This is a genomic window from Pseudomonas sp. FW215-R2 (assembly GCF_058789255.1).
Genome location: NZ_JBYTBO010000005.1, coordinates 41,084 through 59,984, shown reverse-complemented (window position 1 = coordinate 59,984; position 18,901 = coordinate 41,084). Strand labels below are relative to the sequence as shown.

Annotated in this window: 14 protein-coding genes and 3 pseudogenes; 4 read left to right on the top strand and 13 right to left on the bottom strand. The window is 50.6% G+C overall.

Annotation, left to right across the window (positions count from 1 at the left end; genetic code table 11):
• Positions 1-12: 12 nt before the first annotated feature.
• Positions 13-939 carry a LysR family transcriptional regulator gene (locus AC3WRD_RS08695; RefSeq protein WP_102620252.1) on the bottom strand — a complete coding sequence of 309 codons (927 nt, stop codon included), beginning with the start codon at positions 937-939 and terminating at the stop codon, positions 13-15.
• The gene (locus tag AC3WRD_RS08690) at positions 936-1,910 is read right to left on the bottom strand and encodes a quinone oxidoreductase family protein (RefSeq protein ID WP_102620389.1); all 975 of its coding nucleotides are present in this window, start codon (positions 1,908-1,910) and stop codon (positions 936-938) included. Before AC3WRD_RS08690 ends, AC3WRD_RS08695 begins: the two co-directional genes overlap by 4 nt.
• 201 nt (positions 1,911-2,111) lie before the next feature.
• Here AC3WRD_RS08690 and AC3WRD_RS08685 point away from each other — a divergent pair.
• Positions 2,112-2,323 (top strand): annotated as a pseudogene (locus AC3WRD_RS08685) (hypothetical protein); the annotation flags it as partial.
• 19 nt (positions 2,324-2,342) lie between these two features.
• On the opposite strand, the gene AC3WRD_RS08680 reads toward AC3WRD_RS08685, so the two are convergent.
• Positions 2,343-3,191, bottom strand: a complete 849-nt coding sequence (locus AC3WRD_RS08680; RefSeq protein WP_102620251.1) for a VOC family protein — start codon at positions 3,189-3,191, stop codon at positions 2,343-2,345.
• Positions 3,192-3,302: 111 nt separating this feature from the next.
• On the opposite strand from AC3WRD_RS08680, the pseudogene AC3WRD_RS08675 reads away from it, so the two are divergent.
• A pseudogene (locus AC3WRD_RS08675) lies at positions 3,303-4,099 on the top strand (transposase).
• A gap of 50 nt (positions 4,100-4,149) precedes the next feature.
• On the opposite strand, the gene AC3WRD_RS08670 reads toward AC3WRD_RS08675, so the two are convergent.
• From AC3WRD_RS08670 to AC3WRD_RS08660, 3 genes are all read right to left on the bottom strand, one after another.
• Positions 4,150-5,472 (bottom strand): HipA domain-containing protein, encoded by a 1,323-nt coding sequence (locus tag AC3WRD_RS08670; RefSeq protein ID WP_102620250.1) that lies wholly within the window; start codon positions 5,470-5,472, stop codon positions 4,150-4,152.
• A gap of 179 nt (positions 5,473-5,651) precedes the next feature.
• Positions 5,652-6,098 carry a DUF6957 family protein gene (locus tag AC3WRD_RS08665; RefSeq protein WP_256580638.1) on the bottom strand — a complete coding sequence of 149 codons (447 nt, stop codon included), beginning with the start codon at positions 6,096-6,098 and terminating at the stop codon, positions 5,652-5,654.
• 781 nt (positions 6,099-6,879) lie between these two features.
• Positions 6,880-7,608: a metallophosphoesterase gene (locus tag AC3WRD_RS08660; protein ID WP_084323627.1), complete on the bottom strand. Its 729-nt coding sequence runs from the start codon at positions 7,606-7,608 to the stop codon at positions 6,880-6,882.
• 192 nt (positions 7,609-7,800) lie between these two features.
• On the opposite strand from AC3WRD_RS08660, the gene AC3WRD_RS08655 reads away from it, so the two are divergent.
• A complete protein-coding gene (locus AC3WRD_RS08655) occupies positions 7,801-8,271 on the top strand; it encodes a helix-turn-helix domain-containing protein (protein WP_102620387.1) in 471 nt (156 codons plus the stop codon).
• Between the two features lie 950 nt (positions 8,272-9,221).
• Here the strand turns inward: AC3WRD_RS08655 and AC3WRD_RS08650 are convergent.
• The 6 genes from AC3WRD_RS08650 to AC3WRD_RS08625 all read right to left on the bottom strand — a co-directional run bounded on the left by AC3WRD_RS08650 (position 9,222) and on the right by AC3WRD_RS08625 (position 16,869).
• Positions 9,222-10,241 (bottom strand): DUF4365 domain-containing protein, encoded by a 1,020-nt coding sequence (locus AC3WRD_RS08650; RefSeq protein WP_102620249.1) that lies wholly within the window; start codon positions 10,239-10,241, stop codon positions 9,222-9,224.
• A 316-nt stretch (positions 10,242-10,557) separates the two neighbouring features.
• A complete protein-coding gene (locus tag AC3WRD_RS08645) occupies positions 10,558-12,579 on the bottom strand; it encodes a DUF3732 domain-containing protein (RefSeq protein ID WP_084323623.1) in 2,022 nt (673 codons plus the stop codon).
• Positions 12,576-13,040, bottom strand: a complete 465-nt coding sequence (locus tag AC3WRD_RS08640; protein WP_102620248.1) for a three component ABC system middle component — start codon at positions 13,038-13,040, stop codon at positions 12,576-12,578. The genes AC3WRD_RS08645 and AC3WRD_RS08640 overlap by 4 nt, the downstream gene beginning before the upstream one ends.
• Complete coding sequence (locus AC3WRD_RS08635) at positions 13,040-14,188, bottom strand: hypothetical protein (RefSeq protein ID WP_102620247.1); 1,149 nt, start codon at positions 14,186-14,188, stop codon at positions 13,040-13,042. Before AC3WRD_RS08635 ends, AC3WRD_RS08640 begins: the two co-directional genes overlap by 1 nt.
• 607 nt (positions 14,189-14,795) lie before the next feature.
• Positions 14,796-15,521 carry an HNH endonuclease family protein gene (locus AC3WRD_RS08630; RefSeq protein WP_102620246.1) on the bottom strand — a complete coding sequence of 242 codons (726 nt, stop codon included), beginning with the start codon at positions 15,519-15,521 and terminating at the stop codon, positions 14,796-14,798.
• Positions 15,514-16,869 (bottom strand): AAA family ATPase, encoded by a 1,356-nt coding sequence (locus tag AC3WRD_RS08625; RefSeq protein ID WP_139272986.1) that lies wholly within the window; start codon positions 16,867-16,869, stop codon positions 15,514-15,516. The genes AC3WRD_RS08630 and AC3WRD_RS08625 overlap by 8 nt, the downstream gene beginning before the upstream one ends.
• A 698-nt stretch (positions 16,870-17,567) precedes the next feature.
• Between AC3WRD_RS08625 and AC3WRD_RS08620 the strand changes: the two are divergent.
• Positions 17,568-18,173 (top strand): annotated as a pseudogene (locus AC3WRD_RS08620) (mechanosensitive ion channel family protein); the annotation flags it as partial.
• 62 nt (positions 18,174-18,235) lie between these two features.
• On the opposite strand, the gene AC3WRD_RS08615 reads toward AC3WRD_RS08620, so the two are convergent.
• The gene (locus AC3WRD_RS08615; RefSeq protein ID WP_085648570.1) at positions 18,236-18,880 is read right to left on the bottom strand and encodes a hydrolase; all 645 of its coding nucleotides are present in this window, start codon (positions 18,878-18,880) and stop codon (positions 18,236-18,238) included.
• Positions 18,881-18,901: the final 21 nt, after the last annotated feature.

Here is an 18,901-nt window from a genome sequence, read left to right as displayed (position 1 = left end):
AAGATCAGCCGGTTAAACGGCCCAGGGAGGTGCAGGGATGAACTTTGACTCGATCCACTGTTTGAAGGCGACGACCACGGCGCTAGGAAATTTTGCCGATGGTCTGACCAAATAAACCCCGCCTGCGGTATCCAGTTGCCAGTCAGGAAGGACATGCACCAGCCGCCCGGCAGCGATATCTCGACTCATCAACCAGTCACCGGCGCCCAGTATTCCTGCACCGGCACGGGCCGCTGCCAGTAATGATTCACTGTCATTGGCCGTCAGGTTTCCTTTTGGGGAGACAGTCTCAAGCTCGTTGCCGCGATGAAGTCTCCACTGAGGAAATGACGCCAGTCCGCTGAAGCGAAGGCAATTGTGATTAATCAATGCCTGTGGCGTTTCAGGTATGCCGTTCTTTTCGATGTAACCCGGCGAGGCGCACAGAATCCGTCGATGGTCGCTGAGCTTCCTGGCGATCAACCTGTTGTCTTCCAACTCTCCAATCCGGATGGCGGCATCAAAACCTTCATCAATGATATCGACCAGACGTTCGCTATAGTCGGCAAGGATCGAGACATGGGGATGAGCGTCGAGAAATTCGGGCAGCATCGGGCCCAGCCAGCGCCTGCCCATGGCGGCGGGCAATGCAAGCCGCAATGTACCGCGAATTTCGCTGGCACCTTCGGCTGCCTGCTGCTGCGCTTCATTCATCAACTCGATGGCAGAGCGAAGGCGCCGCTCCAGCTTGGTGCCGACGTCAGTGATGCGCACCTGGCGGGTTGAGCGCTCCACGAGCCGGACGCCTAGGCGCTTTTCCATGGCCGCGAGCCGCTTTGAGACGACAGTCGGGTGTCGCTGCAATAGTCGGCCGGCCCCCACAAACGAACCTTGAGAGGCCACGGCCAAGAACGCAGCGATTTCGTCACTGTGCTGATTATTCAGAACATCAAGATTCATGGTTTTAGAATGATCGCCCCCGATGAACGCCCCGACTCTAGGTCAGCATGCGCCAATGCTGCGTCAGCCAGCGAATAGCTAGCCCAGATCCGGGGTCTGATAATACCGGCACCTATAGCTGCCAAAACATCCAGTGCACGTTCCTGGTACTCGGGGACACCCGCTGTATGAGCTGCCAACGAAGGGCGTGTCAGAAACAGCGAACCTTTGGCGTTGAGCGTCGACAGCTCAACGGCGGACGGCGCACCAGATGAAGCTCCGAACGATACCATTAGGCCACGGGGTCGCAAGCTATCCAGGGATGCTTGGAAAGACACACGTCCTATAGGGTCATAGACTACGTCGACTTTTTTGCCTTCGGTAATACGAGCGACATCCGACGCCAGGCTGTCAGCATCGAACACCAGAACTTCATCGCAGCCCAACGCCTGAGCTTTTTCGACACTGGCTTGCCTTGAAACCACGCCTATCACCTTGGCCCCCAAGTGCTTGGCCCACGGCACCATGATTTCCCCCAGCCCCCCAGCTACACCGTAGAGGAGAATGGTTGTGCCCTGCCCTACGGGGTAGGTGGCCTTCAAAAGGTACTGTGCAGTGATGCCCTTGAACATGACAGACGCGGCATCATCGAACGACAGTGCATCCGGAATTTTGACCAGCCGCTCGGCTGGATAAGGCCGGGCCGAAGCATACGAGCCAATAGGGCCGGTGGCATAAGCGACGCGATCCCCAACTTGCACATTGCTGACACCGGCACCCACAACGGCGACACGCCCAGCTCCTTCCAGCCCAAGTCCGGATGGCAACGCAATGGGGACTGCGCCCTTACGTTGGGTGACGTCGAGGAAGTTGACACCAATGGCTTCCTGCTCAAGCCAGACCTCGCCTGGCCCTGGCGATTGTTCGCTCAGTGTCTCCAGGTTCAATACGTCAGGCTTACCGAACTGGTTAAAGCGGATCGCAGATACCATGGTCATTTCCCCTTCGGTCAGAAGCTGCCTTCACATAAGTACCGCTAGTGTGAGAACTGACCCCCTGATGAACAAGACGGGTTGACTGCAGATCACTAATGCACAGATTGCAGCAATATCATCTTCGATACCACGCCTTGTTGCGTAGAGCACCTCGGGGTGTAGCAATTATGGAGACGCTAAAGGTTGTCGCTGAGCACCCTCTTCCTGGTACTGCTGGAGTTCACCTTGGTGAGTTTTGCCTAGACATTCCAGCTCCCACCCACTGTGATTTACATGCAGGTGATCTGGGCCATTGGCGTCAGCATGATTGCCCTTTAGTCAGGCTGCCGAGGCCAATCCTGTTTGCTCTGTGCTTGCTAATCGTCGCCTGGCACAACCTGCTCGATGGCCTGCAGTTCCCGGGCGGTACTCTTTGGACATCTCAGGAAGTCAGGCCTGCTGGAAATAGAGATTTGCCCCACAGGCATCTTTTGGGTTCACTTTAAGTATTCCCTCCGCTACCTGCGTGAACTCGACACCATTCTCTTCAAACACGCGGGCGGTTTCAGCCACGTCTTTGACCAATAATGTGGCAGCGGCGAAATAGGCATCACCTCTGATTGGATGAGCGTCACCGCGCGATTCAGCCTCCTCGGCTGTGATCAACTCTATATCCGCTCCTTCCCCGAAGTTCAGCCATATGCGATCGGTATATCGGTGCACGTTCTCCGGCCCAAGTAGCTTGTTGTAAGCGGTCTGCGCTGCATCGAAATCGCTGATGACACCCACTATACGACCAAACGAAACGACACCATTTGGATGATCCAGCCAGCCTGGCTGGCGCAAGGTGTCCGCAGTGAGGTGCTCGCAGAGATTGGCATGAGTCAATCCAGGGTAAAGACTGTGGTCAAGCATCACTGTCCGAAAATGAAGGTCTAGAACCTTGTCTTCGAGTACGAGCTTACGGTTCAACGCCTTGGGCGGTTCAATGCCCAAGCCAGATTTAATACCTGCCAGGTAGCTTTCATCAGCGGATTTCGCATTGAAAGCGACGCTGTATAGCCCCTCACCTTTCTCTAGGAATTTATCGACACCCGCCAGAAATTTACTCGGATCCCCGATACCACGGATTTCCAAATAATCCCCTGGAAACATGATGCATAGATTTTCGGTGCCCCACTCCTGATGCTTCCCGCTAGGCGGGACTACAAAACCCAGCTTCAGGTACTGCGCACGCGTCGCCCTGAGGTCGTTCACCGCCACAACAGGATGATCAACCCTTCCGACTTTTGCGGTCATAGCTTTCCCTTATTCATTGATGCGTGAAATCGACAGCTCGCTCTGTCTGTAGTGGTCTAATGAAACCGGACACCCATTTAGGTGAGAATGCTCGCCAGATCGAGGTGTCAGATGACCAAACAACGCCGTTCCTTTTCTGCTGAATTCAAACGCGAGGCTGCCGACCTCGTGCTCAAGCAAAACTACAGCTACATCGAAGCCAGCCGTTCACTTGGCGTCGGCGAGTCGGCCCTGCGCCGCTGGGTTGATCAGGTTCAGCAAGAGCGCCAAGGTGTTACGCCGCAGAGCAAAGCATTGACCCCGGAACAACAGAAAATTCAGGAGCTGGAAGCCCGGATTGCCCGGCTTGAACGGGAAAAATCGATATTAAAAAAGGCTACCGCGCTCTTGATGTCGGAAGATCACGAGCGTACGCGCTGATCAATCAGTTGAGCGTCCATGAGCCGGTTGATTGGCTGTGCAAGCTGTTTGAAGTCACTCGTTCGTGCTACTACGCCCAGCGCCTTAGGCGCCGCACGCCTGATGTTGAACGACTTCGGTTGCGCAGCCGGGTGAACGAGTTGTTCACGCAAAGTCGTAGCGCTGAAGGTTTGTCTTCCAAAGAAATCCAGCGCTGTTTAAAGCGCTATATCGTCAGGGAGCTATACCCTTTGATCTTGGCAGATTTAGCCGATTCAGCTCGATCTTGTTGACATAGGAGCGTCAACGCGCCAATGGAGCGCGTGTTTCGCAGCCTAAAAACGGAATGGATACCGACCACGGGCTACAGAACGACTCAAGAAGCCAAGCGCGATATCAGCCACTTCTTGATGCATCGGTACAACTGGATTCGGCCTCACCAATTCAATGGTGGGTTGGCACCAGCTCGGGCCGAGGAAAAACTTAACGTCGTGTCCGGGATTAGTTGATCACTACACTTTGCTCTCAAAAAAGAAACCGTTAGCAGGAAGTAGATCAATCACATCAACTTCCACCTGCGAAACGTATCTTCGAGACACCTGAGCGGAATCATCGGCGAGCGCCAGACTTCCTGCCTCAGTCCTAGATCCTGTAGCAAATCCGGCAACGCCAGCAGCAACCGGGCATCCGCCTGTAAACGATCGAACAGCCATTCCGGTTCTGCCCTATGCGCGAAGCGAGCACACACAGCCCTCCAATCGACCGAACCTAATCGTTCTATCTGTGCTGACCACCGGGTGATCCGCACTATGCCTTCAACATCCAGCAACATGGGTGCAAGATCGTAAACCGGTGCAAAGCTCACTCGCTCCTTGCCCCGAAGGATCGATAGATTTCCGCCGTGGTTGTCGGTGTTCCCGGCGACCTGATTGATCAAATCCCGTCGCAAGTATTCGCTAATCATGTCCGGAATTTCAGACTCTTGGCCGGCAGCAATCCATGTTTCCGCTAGCCGATCCACGACGTCGAAATGATTCAAAAAACCACCTCGATCCCTAGCTCCGCATAATGAGTACATCGACTCGACTGCGATGCGCTCCACTCCTTCCGCAGAAACCTTACGATCGAATCTTTGCATCCAAATGCTAGGTATCTTCGCTGCTTCGTATGCCAGCCCCTCGGCGGTGATCGTGTCGACCCCCAACTCGTCCAGCGCGCGGTAAAAGCAGTATTCGCTATGAAGGATGTCGCGATCTAATTGAGTGGCGCTGTTACGCGGGAACTTAACAAACCAATGTCTACACACATCAGCGTCGCGTAGCGACCCCTCAGGATAAAGCTGCCCCCAAGCGTCTTCGACCAGTAGCATTTTTGGAGCTTCGCCGCCGGCGCCAAGGGCACCGCTTATCGCCATTCCCGATTTCTTGGCCTGGTCGAGAAAGCCCATACCTGCCTGAACAACCTCGTCTCGGTGAAACCCACCAGTCGATTTTTGTGCGGAACACAGCGCTCCAGCCGCACGTTTTATACGCATATGCCCAATGGGAGCAGCAGCGAATTGCTGCAGCAAAAATAGGTCGAAAGATATATCCGACGGTACTACCGTTCTCGCCAAGATGTGCCGGCGTCCAGCACCAGCCGGGATGATATCGCGCAGAAAAGCTGGAGCAGGCTCACGCCGAATATCCCACTCCAGCGGGAAGTTCGCACTGACAGCCGGCGCTTTAACCGTACCCAGTTGAATGAACTGATCCACAAGGTATTCGGGCAAATAGTTGATGTTGCACCGACTTCGCAGGCTATCTCTAGGTAAATCGAAGCTGACCACCAATGCATCGCGCCAACGGCCATTCGAGTGAATTTGAAGAGTGATGGATTCCATACGTGTCGGCGAATTACCGAAGCCTCACTGTGCCTTGATCAATCTGAGTACGAAGAGCTACTGGGCTGTTGTCCGAGCAGCGGGACAGCGGGGAATAATTTCTCGATCAGCGTCGCTGAATCACTCCAATCGCGAGCGAAGCACTCCGTCCAAACATAGAACTCTTCCCAATCTCGCCACTACCTGACGGGCCAAGACAAATTTTCATGCAGCGCTGAGATCGCAGGCACACTCACGTGCTTTCTTGCACCACGGCCAGCCAGGATGTACAGCTTGTCTTTGCTTTCAAAAAAGCAGCCGTGAAAGTCTTTTTGATAGCCAGTGACGAAACCATCGCTAGCTGGGACGCTGGCATCACTGTCGTACACAGCATGGCTAATGAAAAGTACAGTGGGCTGAAGTCCCTGCTTCTTCACTTCACGCTCCTGGGCCTCGGCGAGCAGGAGGTCGAGCAGCATCCAATTCCGAACAATGCAAAATGGCTGCCCCTCGAACTCCTCACGCGCCAGTTGAATGAGCTCACCGTCTTCAAGCTGAGAGCCACCGAGCATCTGGGCGGGGCCATACAGTAAATCTTCAATCAAATCTGCTTGCACACTGTTGCCTTGTTTTCTAAAGACTTTCAAAGCGACACGGTTCCAGACATCTGGGAGCCGTGCATCGTGGGATTTGAGTAACTTGGGATGCCGATTGCAAAGCCTGTTGTTCGCTAGTGGATCATATTGATCTCAGGCATGGCGCCGTTTTCATGCCACCAGTGGCAAATTACATATCGACTACCGTTGTATGTCTCGAATAGTTGATACCCCTGCAGCTCAACCACTCGTTCTATCTGAGAAGTCCGGATTGTTTTGCCATCCGAGAACCGTCCACGTGTTTCAGAAAAAACCACTCCGATCATGCAGGGAGGCTGGAATTCGGCGCAGCACAGGTAGCCTGTCACTTGGACGCCGAAATCAATTTTCTTGGCGTCCAAAACGCATGTTGGCAAAGCCATACTTTCTTTTCCTAAGCCTCTGTTATCGACCACGAGCAACCCACAAAGCACCTCAATGAACTCGATCGAAACGATCTAAAGCACCGTTCTGAAAAAGCCAGTGGGCAACGACAAAAATCCCACCATCGATTGTCGTAAAAACGTCGTAGCCTGCACGCTGGCTTCGATCTACAACTGGTAGTGCATGTATGGGTAAACCTTCTGGGTACTTTTGCGCCGGGTCACAGAACAGAAGACCTGTAATTTTTTGAGGCCGCTCCAGAGCGCACAAAAGGTACCCAACAACGTCTGGATCAGCGATGACAGCTCGCGCTCTCTCAATGACCGCTGGATACCTGTGAAACCTGAAGTCGGACAATCTCGCTCCGTAAGTTTTGATCCAGTACATCCTCCCCCTCCTCCATCACCGATCAGATTTCGATCGTGAAATCCGAGATGAAGCCTGTGCGCTCTTTTGGGTATCCACGTGGGTTCGTGATCAAACGGCACCCGTTCAGTTCAACATCCACGGCACGGTGTGTATGCCCAAAAATCCAGACGTCCACCATCGAAATTAACGAGTGCCACTGGTTTGTATAAGCCGCACTTAAATGGCCCTCATGCTTATCACCAGCCACCTCCGGAACTGGGCAATGGTGCGTGATAACAACCGTTTTTCCTTCGAAAGGCTTGGCGAGTTCACCGACCAGAAAGTCGAAGGCATCGTGATTTCGTTCGATCACGTCCGCCGGACGCAGCCGGCGAAAGCGTTCCTCTGCTCTGATCACCTGAAAGTCATTCATCCACATGCCGCAAGTCACCATCGCTTCCACCGGGTCTCCGGTGGATGAGAAATCCGTCCAGGCTGTTGTGACCAGAAAGCGTGTTTGGTTGCAAATCCAAACCTGGTTTTCCAGCACATGCACATGCGGCGCAGCGGCCTCTCGCATTTTTCGAAGAGTGTGGTCGATGTGGCCTTTGTAAAATTCGTGATTCCCTGCGCAGTAAAGGACGGGCTGGTTGAACGTCTCGTTGGCCCAGCTGACGCCTCTCGCCTGGGTGTCGATGTCGCCGGCTAGGACGACGATGTCTGCGTCAGTCGAGGGCGGTTCAAATGGGGCGAACTCGTTGTGCAGGTCTGAGTAAATTCGAATCCTCATGGGCTCGCTCGATCTCGATTTAAACCTATATTGCTTAGACCCTAGGCGCAGCTTCACGCGTGGTGAGTGCGACCTACCCTCCTAACGGAGCAGATGCGCAGGGTCGAAAAGCCAGAAGTTCCGATAATAGCAACAAATTGCATTTATCGGAACAGCTGCGATGTGGCCCCATCCTTGTCTTTTGGGACGAACATGTCGCTCACTAAACAGCTTGCAGCAGCAATCAGAGTGATTCGCAGGCAACGTGGATTCGGGTATGAGGATCTGGCCGACGTCAGCGTGCAACGCCATATCAGTGCGTTGGAGCAGGGCAATGCCAACCCCAGCCTTGGCAAGCTGATGAGTCTTGCCGCCGCATTAGACTTTGATCCCGTGGCTCTATTGGCGATATGCGTTGCCCTGCGAGATGGCAATACTCCCGATCAAGCTCTCGAACGCGCCCATGCCCAACTGAGTGACTTCAAATACTTGGGAGGTATCAAGCAGCTGGAGAGCGAATATGCCGGAAGCCAACTGATCAAGCGCCACCCTGGGAAACCGGCCAATAACGAAAATGCAGAGGCGGTTAAAAGATTAAAATCTGAAGGTTTAAGCCAAGCTGAAACATGCAAGGTTCTTGGATTGTCAAAATCCACAGTACATCGTTACTGGCAAAAGGATTGAGTTTCGTACTCGCTTCGCTCCATCGTCTTTGCTGCTTACATTGATTCGAGCTCTATATATAATTATTCAGCTGATCAAACTTGCTCATCGACGAAACGAGACCTCCATTCGCAATGTGCAGAATTCAATGATCGCTGCACCTCTACGACCTACTTTGATTGGCCTCTTTCAAGTTTCATCTTTTATAGTGTCAGCAGCTAGCTGAAGTTCAATCCGCCTTTAGGATTAATAACATAGTCAATCACTACATCCGTCCCTCGAACATTTGAAGCAGGAGGATTGATGGAGACAACCCGAAGCAACGCGTAATTGTTGTACCTATTCTTCAAGATGATAATATCATCCACGTTAGGGGACATATCCTCAGGTGATAGTTCGTAGGAACTCGCATCCTTAACGTCAGTGAAGTAATTGGCATCTCCAGCTATTGCCGCCCCAATTAAGCTTGGATGGAAGCGTGTTTGAAGATGGACAGATGTGGGGGAGTTTTCTGAGAAATTTGGATGAAACCCATAGTCACCCTCCCCCAGCTCAGCAGAGTGCCTCAGGTGAAGCTGCACTGTCACCCGCCCAGATTTCCTTCTCGACCTATATCTAGGGTTAAACGGCCACCATAGCGTCAAGATAGGAATAGAACTGGCACAGGTAACGACCAAGGGTTCCATATTGAACGGTGCGCTACCGTTATACGCCAGCTCAACTATTAACCAAACTCCGGCCAAGACCAATGAAATGGATGAGAGAGTGATAAGTGTATATTTTTGTGATCTTGATAAGTTTTGACTCATTCAACAAAATCCAAGCACTCAAAGAAAATTCATATCGATGCAACGACTTTTAAAGTTGAAGTACGCATCGAGCCATGGCACTGCACACCCCCCCCTTCATCCAAGCTGGAGTGCAATCGCCTTCCGCTTGCAAAAAATTTATAGCAGCATTTGACCCAACCTTCACTCCCACACTAGGCAGTCCAAAACAAATGAAGTCCCTCTATTAATAAATCTCCCCATTTCATCTTCCGGAGCAATATATTTCAGCCCAGCGAATCGGAAATCTTTAGATGGGAAAGAACTGGCTTGAGGGCTCGACTCTCGGAACGCGCAGTAGAAAGCTACTTGAGGTGCAATTTCTTCAAATACTTTCGAAAGCTCTAACGAACGGGCGTGTTCAAAATGATGCTCATAGAGCACTCCTATAGAATTCACCCCAGCACGCGAAAAAGACTCTCCACGCATAACAAGTTTTAGTGCAGTTTCTTTGGTAACCACATTACCAAAATGTCGAATAACATTATAAATCTGCTCTACCACTCGATTTCCATCACGCGTATTTCTTAATTTATCTCCAAGTGCAACAGCCTCAGCTATTAGTGTATTTAAGCTAATGACCCCTCCTTGCGAGGAAGACGTGCCTAAAAGCGGCTGAACAGCCTCAGCTATCTCATTTTTATTGACAGCTCTGGCACATCGGATGGCATCACTAAGTGTTAAAGTTAGTTGAGTCTGCCCCTCCCAGCGTGCGATACCTTTGAGCTCACCTTGCAAGCCTGCTTGAACAGTTTGTGTCACAGGAACCCAAACCGTCCAAGTTTTATTAACCATGGCCAGCGGATCAATTTCTGCACGCTGTTCCAGCAGCCACTGCTGTAGCCAGATATACCATGCTTGCTTTGTGGCAAGACAAACAAATACCAGCAAAACAGGATATCGACAGGCATCTGCATAACGGAGATACTTCCGATCTATCACAATTTTCACAAGACCATTTTTTTGCTTACACTGATCTTCGGATTTTATCTGTACTTTTAATATATTTCCTTGCACCTCACCTTCGTGCAACTCAAATTCCATATCGATCCCATAGTCCTCGCCGAGGTCACGAGATAACCAATGCAGACTTTCTTCAACATGGGAGGCGAGCCACTTATGGCCTCTGGCTCCAATTTTTTGCGAGGGTGAGCGAGTTGACATGGTGTGGCGTCCTTTTAGTGATGGGCATAACGGCCGGTTCGTCTTCCGTAAGCAGCCCGACTTGCGATGGTAGCACTATGCCTTAAAACTAAACCACTCTAGCGGTGGGCGCGCTCATGAGATAACTAAAATCATGCGCCTCTACTGTGAGGATATTGAGTGACCGGTAGGCATGGAAAGGAACGGCGTACTGAACCACGCTCGCGAACCGGGAACAGAGGCAGCACATAACATCATCAAGTACGTATAAGTTAGTCTGAGGGACGTACTGAATACGTAGCACCTACTCCCAGTGCGGGAGTAGGTGCAATGTACATCAAGCGATCGCGTCAGCTAGACGTTTAGCGATGAAGCCCCGCGTACGCCAAGTAGCACGCACAAATGACTGGAAGGTAGCCTGCCCTTTTAGAGTCAACTCATCAGCATGATCAGTTACGATGACCTGCGGCATTAAGCCAGTGGCTTTTTCAGTTTGCTCGCAGAACTCGACAAGCTTGTCGAACATGTTGGTTACGGAACCGATGTCTTCGTCGACATGCTTAGCCCGCTCCGTGAGCGCCGCCAACGCTTTGGGATCGAACCCCTCCTCTCGATGATCAATCTTGGCGGGGAAATAGACCTGCGTCGGCTGATCCAAGAATAAGATAGGAGGGATTTTGCAGCCCTCTTCGTGCTTTAGAGCGAATACAGAATGCAGTGCCAGGAACAGAGTCAGGTGCGTGTACAGCCAATTGGCACCGCTACCCATCGAGCGTAAGTACACATTGCCCATTGTGGGGCTGTCATGCCAAAGGTCGAAGGTATGAAGGTCAAATTTCAAGTTAATAGGCTGGTAAGCCTCCTCGAAATCAAAACCTGCGCCGATTCGAGACATTTCACTGTTGATAAGATCACTTAGATCAGCCATTTTACCAGGAACGTCGTACTCATCCAAAAGCGGTTTTATTTCTGCAAGCCTGTCCTTAATTAACTGCTGTGTAGCTTCGAACTCCGACTTTCCTCGACTCCCATAATCCTCGATCACGTCCTCAAGACGATGCTTGACGCGCAATGCGATCTCATCAACCGTTTTACTTCTCTTCAGATCCTCGACCTGTTTAGCCAGTTGATTAATGTTGGCTTGAATACCGGAAAGAGTATCTTTTTCCTTCGCAAGCGCCTTACTCAACTTACTTTCTTCATCTCGAAAGCTTTCACGCACATAGGAAGAAGTTCTGAGCTCACGGTTCATCCAGTCAATAGCAACTGTCAGCTTGTTTGCCTCCTGATCCACCTGCTCACTGGGCGCATCGCAAAATGGGCAATGGGCATCACTGATTTCGGCGTATTCGGGCACAGGAATTTCGGTGATACCTTTGGCGAAATCTTCAGTGAGGCTGATCGAAGACTGCACAGCGTGGACTTTATCTTGTAGTCCGCGAACGATGACCGTCTGCTTCGAGCGTTCCTCTTCCAAAGATTTTTTGCGTACTGAATAAGTGTCCGTCAAGCTGTCGATGCGAACGTTGGCGTCTCTTATCTTTTTGAACGAGGGTTTCACGCTTCCTGCAATTTGAGCACCTGTCAGCCCTATGAGATCCGTACCACTGACTGATTTGTACTCCGCCAAGAGTTGGTCAACTCTCTTAATGAACTGCTCTTTCTCTTCCTTCTTTTTAGGTATCTGAGCTTCGATTTTTTTCAGTTCTGCCTTGAGCTGATTGCTCTCTTGGGACAGCCAGAAATATTTTTGATCTGCGAAGTTCATGAAAATTTTTAGATGTTCGATGGCCTGCTCACGTTTCTCCTTTTCATCAAAACGATAGAAAAGCGCGTGTTTGTTCGCCACCAAATTTTGATGCTGAAGCATATAGGACACGAAGCTGCGAACCGAAGGGGTTGAGCTCTTCGACTTACCTAGTTCACGACTACTAAGATCTTCATCGATATCCGTCATGGTGACTGAAAAATATCGACCAAGCTCCTTCTTAAAATCCCGCAGCGGCAAGAACAAGCTGGACGAGAAAAACTCTTTAACGTTTTTCATTTTCAGGAAAATTTCGTCAAGCGTACCATTCACTTCGCTGATAAAGAGCTTATCGACACTCCGCATACGTGCCAGGAGCAGTTGTTCCTTCTCAAACTGAAGTAATGTAAAATATATTTTCGAGCGCTCTGTTATGACACCCTTTGGAATTGTGTCATCACTATTACCAAAGCAAAAATCAAAAATCTCGATAATCGCGCTCTTACCCATGGATGACTTGCCAGTGATGATGTTCAAGCCAGTCTTGAGCGTTACTTGATGGATAACATTATCGTGATCAATCACACCCACCGACTTTACGAAGCACTTCATAGTTGAACTATCCCTAGCGACTTGAATACAGGTGGAGCTTCCCGATCGTCCAGAAGCCTTGCTAGATTACGGGCCGAGGCTATTTTCTTCCCCATTCCATTTAATGGCGGAAAGGTTTTCTTTGTAGCCCGAACGACCATGTCGTCATCTATTGTCAGATACCCTGAATTGATAAGGCTCATCAACGTAATGTTGGTGACCTCTCTCAGCGAGTGAATTCTTTTGTGCACCCCGGCGATGCGTGTCTTGTCAGACACCATGGTTCGCCAAGTATTGCGTTCGCTAATGCTCCGCAAATAGGAGCCTGTAGCGTCATGCAGAACAAATGGAAGTACGAGATAACCGAACAAAATATTCTTCTGGGTCTCTTTCAATTCGCTAAAGAACGCATGAAGAATTGGAGCCATAATAAAAGGGCTACGCTGTAAGGTATGGATATGATCGACCGTAGAAAGCCTCATCACCAAAGCCTCCAATGCAATTTCTCGTTTCCTTCTTCGTCTTCGTCATCTGCCAACATATGCCAGATTCCATTTCGAAATTCAGACGTTGTACCGTCAAATGCAGGCATTCCATCGACGGGTTCCCCGCATCGGGTGTCGAAGAAATTTTGTGACTCGAAACACCAGTCTTCCTTCGGCTTTCTTGAGCAACGTCTCATCTCTGCCGACCTCAGGCTTTTGTGTCGCTTGAGTTGATCTTTCTTATAATTGTCGACATCAGATTTTTCGACGGTGAATCGCTTGAATTCGCTACTGATCGTATGCACAGTAACTAAGTGCTCTAGAATAGCTTCAGGCACCCGTTTACCGTATTCGATTTCATAGAGTTTTTTTACAAATAACCTATCAGCATAGGCGGACAAATCGACCTGTCCCGCAAATGCATCGGTATCTATCGTAGGAAATTTACGGGAATTGCGTCCGTACTGAGCTAATAATCTGGATAGCTTAAGGTCGAAATCAGAATAACTAATCATCCAGCCAGGCTTAGAGAGGCATGGTTCAATGAGATACCCCAGTAGCGCTTCAAAATACTCGTCACGCTTCGACGGATCTACACCCTTTCCGTAGCGACTCTTAGCATTCTCTGCTCGTGTTTTTAAATCAGGTTCGGCAGAGATGATTTTTACTTTTTCTATTACATCCTGGAGAACGCATCTGCGTTCACTGGCCATCACGAATTGCTGATTTTTTACTGCTTTAGAAGGTTTTTTACCCGAAGTGGCAATACGGGCTTCACTATCCGAAAGTACCTTATCCAAAAACTTCAGCCGTTCTTCGCCAGACTGATTATTCCAATGTCGGAGCTCTGCCGTTGCACCATATGCCTGTGTGGTGAGCAAAACTAGCTCAGAATACTTTTCTTGCTTAAACTTTGGCGACAACCAGTTTTTTAGCGTATTCCAGAAATTGTTATGACCATCGGTGAGGTCATCCACAAAGTTTTTGACTTCAACTTGAACGCTTCCGCTGACGGTCACATCGCCAAAAACCTCTAGCCACAAGGTTTGCCCATCTACCAAGTCATGGCAGTATTCCAAGGTTACGATAAGTTGGTAGCTTATAGCTTCGAGTAGCTTGGTTGCATCGTTGCTGAGCTTGCTCACACCATTCTCCAATCATTGCTTCACCGTTGCGGCGAGGATGTATTTTGCGAGGAGAATGAGATGAAGCCGTCCTGGCAAATCCATTACCACAACTGGAAAAATCAATTCAGGTACCGCAACCGTGTACCTCGAAAAGACAAACTACAAATACTGTTTATATATACAGCATCATAAAGCGATAGATCTTCGATTGTAGCTTGATGGCATTTTGTTAGCAAAAACCCCTATGTCGGCGCATAGCTTGATATGCCAACGGGTTGTTTTCACGGTCAGCAAGAGGGCTTCATGGCTTTCACAAAAGAGAACGGGGATTCAGGTTCGAATGCAACGACGCCAAGATGCCCATCAACGCAAGCACTTGGGCAACAGGTCTAAGCCAGTTCGGAAAGACCACAGGACGAGTGAGCATACTGACGACCGAACTGCCGGATCCCGCTTACGTTATGCAAGCAGTCCAAGCCTGCAAGAATGCAACTTCAGGGGAAGGTTGCCCTTCCCCTCTTTGATGATTGGCGCCATGAAAGGCAGGCACCAGCGCCCCTCCCTAGAGCTTGCCCCGACCCAGGCACATCAAGCGACGGGTGATCGACATACCGGTGCAGGCCTGCTAAATGCCGGAGGCCTCGCGGCGTTGCCACAGTTTCTTGGCTACCAGTTGAAAAATGTGCCCTGCTCGGTGATTGTTCAGTTCGGCAGTTGCGCCCAGCAGCATCGATAACCGACCAGGCCGTGCCTCAAACCGCTCCATCAGGGCTCTGCGCTCAATCTGAGCCAAGGCATTAAGCTTCACTGAACGAATAGTCCTGATCCCCTTCCTGGACTTACCGATAAATATCCAACCTTTCTGGATTTCAATGTTATCTGAGTACTGATCAAAGTAAGGATGAACCCAACGATAGCTTTCAGGCGTAGTGGGTAATGGTGCATTGGCAGGAATCTTCACGGCGAGCGCAGGACAGTGCTTCTCAGCTTCCAGTTTTTTACGACCTGCACGCCTTTTAATCAAACTATTTAAAGTTCGGTTGTACCCTTGTTTTTTTGAATTGCACGTCCCACAAGACAAAGATAAATTTCTTACTTCGAACGTGTAATCACCATGTATATTTTTTTCGATGAAATGCTCCAAGTGGACGGCATAATCATCGTAAAGCATCCGCCGACAGAGACTACATTTTGCCTTTTGCGCCTTGCGCAACAATGGCTTCAAGGCACCCTTGAATGCCGTAACTGCTTTTACACCGCTGTCCCAATCAAGACCTAGCAGGTCTGCGGCCACAATGCCATCAGGCAGAACTGGGATCGGATGAATCCGCTCAAAACCAACGTTAATCATCTCCCGACGCTCCAAGAATCGCCTCGATCACTTCAACGAGGGGGTCTTCGGATTTCAGAGCCGACTTAATAGACATCAACTCATCGGTCAATGCGAGCAGATCGGGATGTTCAAACCCATCTTTTTCTATAATAGACACTGCGCGCTGAACCACATCCACTACGATCCGATTTCGGCTAGAAGTTATCCCGAACTGCTCCAGTAGAATGTCATCAGATGAAGCGCCAAATGAAGCCACACTGACGATGGGCTCATCATTTGACAAATCCACAATCGTGCTACCTTCCAGCGCGGCACCGACAATAAGCGGAGAATGGGTGCATACAATCAAATGTCCAGACTTCATCCCTACTTGGCAGATCCCATGGACTGCGGCCATGAAATCTCGCTGCCACTGTGGGTGAAGGCTATTATCGGGCTCATCCAAAAGCATCAGCGAACCTTCCTCCACACCAAAACCAAGCCCCATGAGATTCGTGTACATATGATACTCACCAGAGCTCAACTCAAATATGGAGAAAGGCTGTTGGACACCTACCCTTTGAACCTTTACATCGCGAAGCGAAAAAATATCAAGCATAAAGCCTAGGCGAACCACATCATTAGACGCAGTTTTACAGCGTATGCCACCACTACCCATATTTAAAACAAATGTGGATTTGGACGAGCGCATAAATTCGGAGAAGTCTTTAAATACATGCTCATCAAATTCATTCAAAACACTAAAAGCCACACTTTCTGAGATATGCTGCGACGCCCTAAAATCATCGATATTCAATGACCCCCTCAGCGACTCCACTGCAAAACCCTGCTCCACCCTTGAAAGCAAATTCACGGATCGACGAGCTTTTTCTTTGCGCACTTGAACTGACACTTCTAGTTCGGGAATAATATTAGCAAATTCATGAGCTTTTTTGTAAAACGGCCACTCATAGCGCGCGGACTTATTTCCATCCAAAGCAAATATCAGCACCGTCTCAAAGGGTCTTTTTTTGCTGAGTAGATTCGCTCCTACCCTTTGCCCAATGTATGCGTACTGTTCTGTAGCGAACTCGGTGCTACCACCACCAGATTTTTCCTTAGAAGGGAACCTGTCTGCAACGGAACCTGAGGCGCAAATGACATGCTTCATGCTCAAGCCATCACTTACGTTTACTGTGGCCGACGTAGACTTAGGAGCGATCACCCCCGCGACCAGCTCTCTCAACATCGTGCTTTTATAGGATCCGTTCTGCCCAGTAACGATGGTACTTCTAAATCCGTGCTGACCTATTAATCCCTCTACCGCCACGAACGGTATAGTTCTCCAAATCTCACCCCAATCTTGAAATTTGATAAAATTAATCATTCAGCTGAATTCCTTTTTCTAGAATTTGCGCAATTAAAGGCACTGATTCAAGAGTATTCTGAGCACCCGCCAATCTGTAGATCTGTAGATCTGTAGATCTGTAGATCTGTAGATCTGTAGATCTGTGATCTGAATCGCCCCGGACTCTTCAGGCACCTTGCAAGATTACTGTGAAACGCTTTTCAAACTTTACCATTGACAACCGATTGTTAACACCATGGCGACCCTTAGCGTTGTAGAACATCTTGATAGAATCAAATACATCACTGCGCGCACCTTGAGGTTTTCTGAAGCGCCTTATCCAGAAATTCCGACTCAAATCTACCCCCAGATCAAAGGCAGACTCTTGCCGTCTCAACACCTCAACCAACTTCGCCATAAGCTGAAGAAACCTGGCACCGCAGGACGAGACGCTTCGCCCGAGCAGGTTTGAAAAAGACGTGATGCGGTGGGCGATCGCGGAGATGTGATGGTCGTGGGGACTCTCCTGCAGCGAGAGCTTAGGGCGTACGATGGCTTAGTGGAGTACCTGTGATTGGTGATTACAGGTGCTCGGTTGAGAGGGGCATCAGTGCTTGCGGGATTGGACGGATGAGCGGGGTGTCCATCGATATCGGGAAAAATGGACATTGGACAGAAAAACTTAACCTACTGATCTGTAAAGCTTTGCCATGTCCATTTATGCTCCGAGCTCACACATACAGAACTTCGACAAGACCATCGTCTCGATCCCGACCTGGCGCCTGATGTCCGAGTCGTTCAGAAACTGGCGCGGCATGCAGCAGTCCGGCGGGCGGCGGATCAAGCGCAGTCTGTTTATCGATGCCAGCGGCGTGCGTTTCATCCGCGACGATGAAGAAGAAAAACTCTCCCAGGTACACCTGCTGACCGCCTACATGGGCCGCAAGAAAGCCGAGCTCAAGGCCTGGAACGAAGCGCAGGGCAACGTCGCGGCGATGTCGGCCAACCGTCGGCGCATGACCAACATCGGTACGTTCCGCGCCTATGCGCTGGCCTATCTGAAGAGCCACCCGGAGATTCAGCCGAACATGACCTGCATGGTCCGCCAGATGCAGACCACGGCCCAGGGCATTCCACTGGAAATCTACTGCTTTACCACCACCACGGTGTGGGCCGATTACGAGCGGATCCAGGGGGATATTTTCGATTACCTGCTGGCGGTGCTGCCTGAGTTTGGCCTGAGTCTGTATCAGCAGCCGAGCGGCGGGGATCTGCGCTCCGGGTTGTTGCCGGCAGTCCTGGGTGCAAGCCACATTCCCGAGGCCGAAAAACAACGAATGTAGACCTTTCTCGCGGACAACAAAAAAGACGCAACCCCGGTTGCGTCTTTTTTTGTCCTGCCGACTTACTTGGCCTGCCGCTGCGGTGCCTTGTGCACCATGGTGTAGGCGTAGTCGACGCCCATGCCGTATGCGCCGCTGTGTTCCAGCACCAGGTCCATCACTGCCTGATAAGTGTCTTTGTGCGCCCAGTCACGCTGGTACTCGAGCAGCACTTGCTGCCAGGTCACCGGCACTGCGCCCGCCTGAATCATTCGCTGTACCGACATGTCGTGGGCTTCTTTGGTAGTGCCGCCGGACGCGTCGGTGACGATGTACACCTCGTAGCCTTCGGCCAGGGCTTCCAGGGCCGGGAAGGTCAGGCAGACCTCGGTCCACAGCGCGGCGATGATCAGCTTCTTGCGGCCGGTGGCCTTCACCGCGTCAACCAGCGCCTTGTCTTCCCAGGAGTTCATCGAGGTGCGCTCGATCGGCTTCTGCTCCGGATGCACCGCCAGCAGTTCCGGCCAGATGTAGCCGCTGAAGCTTTCGGTTTCGACCGAGGTGTAGATGGTCGGCACGTTGAAGATCTTCGCTGCCTTGGCCAGGCCGACGGTGTTGTTCTTCAGGGTCTGACGGTCGATCGACTGTACGCCGAAAGCCATTTGCGGCTGGTGGTCGATCAGGATCAGGGCGGAGTTGGTTGGGTTGAGCAGTTCACGGATAGACATGGCGCGTTCCTTTTGATGTCG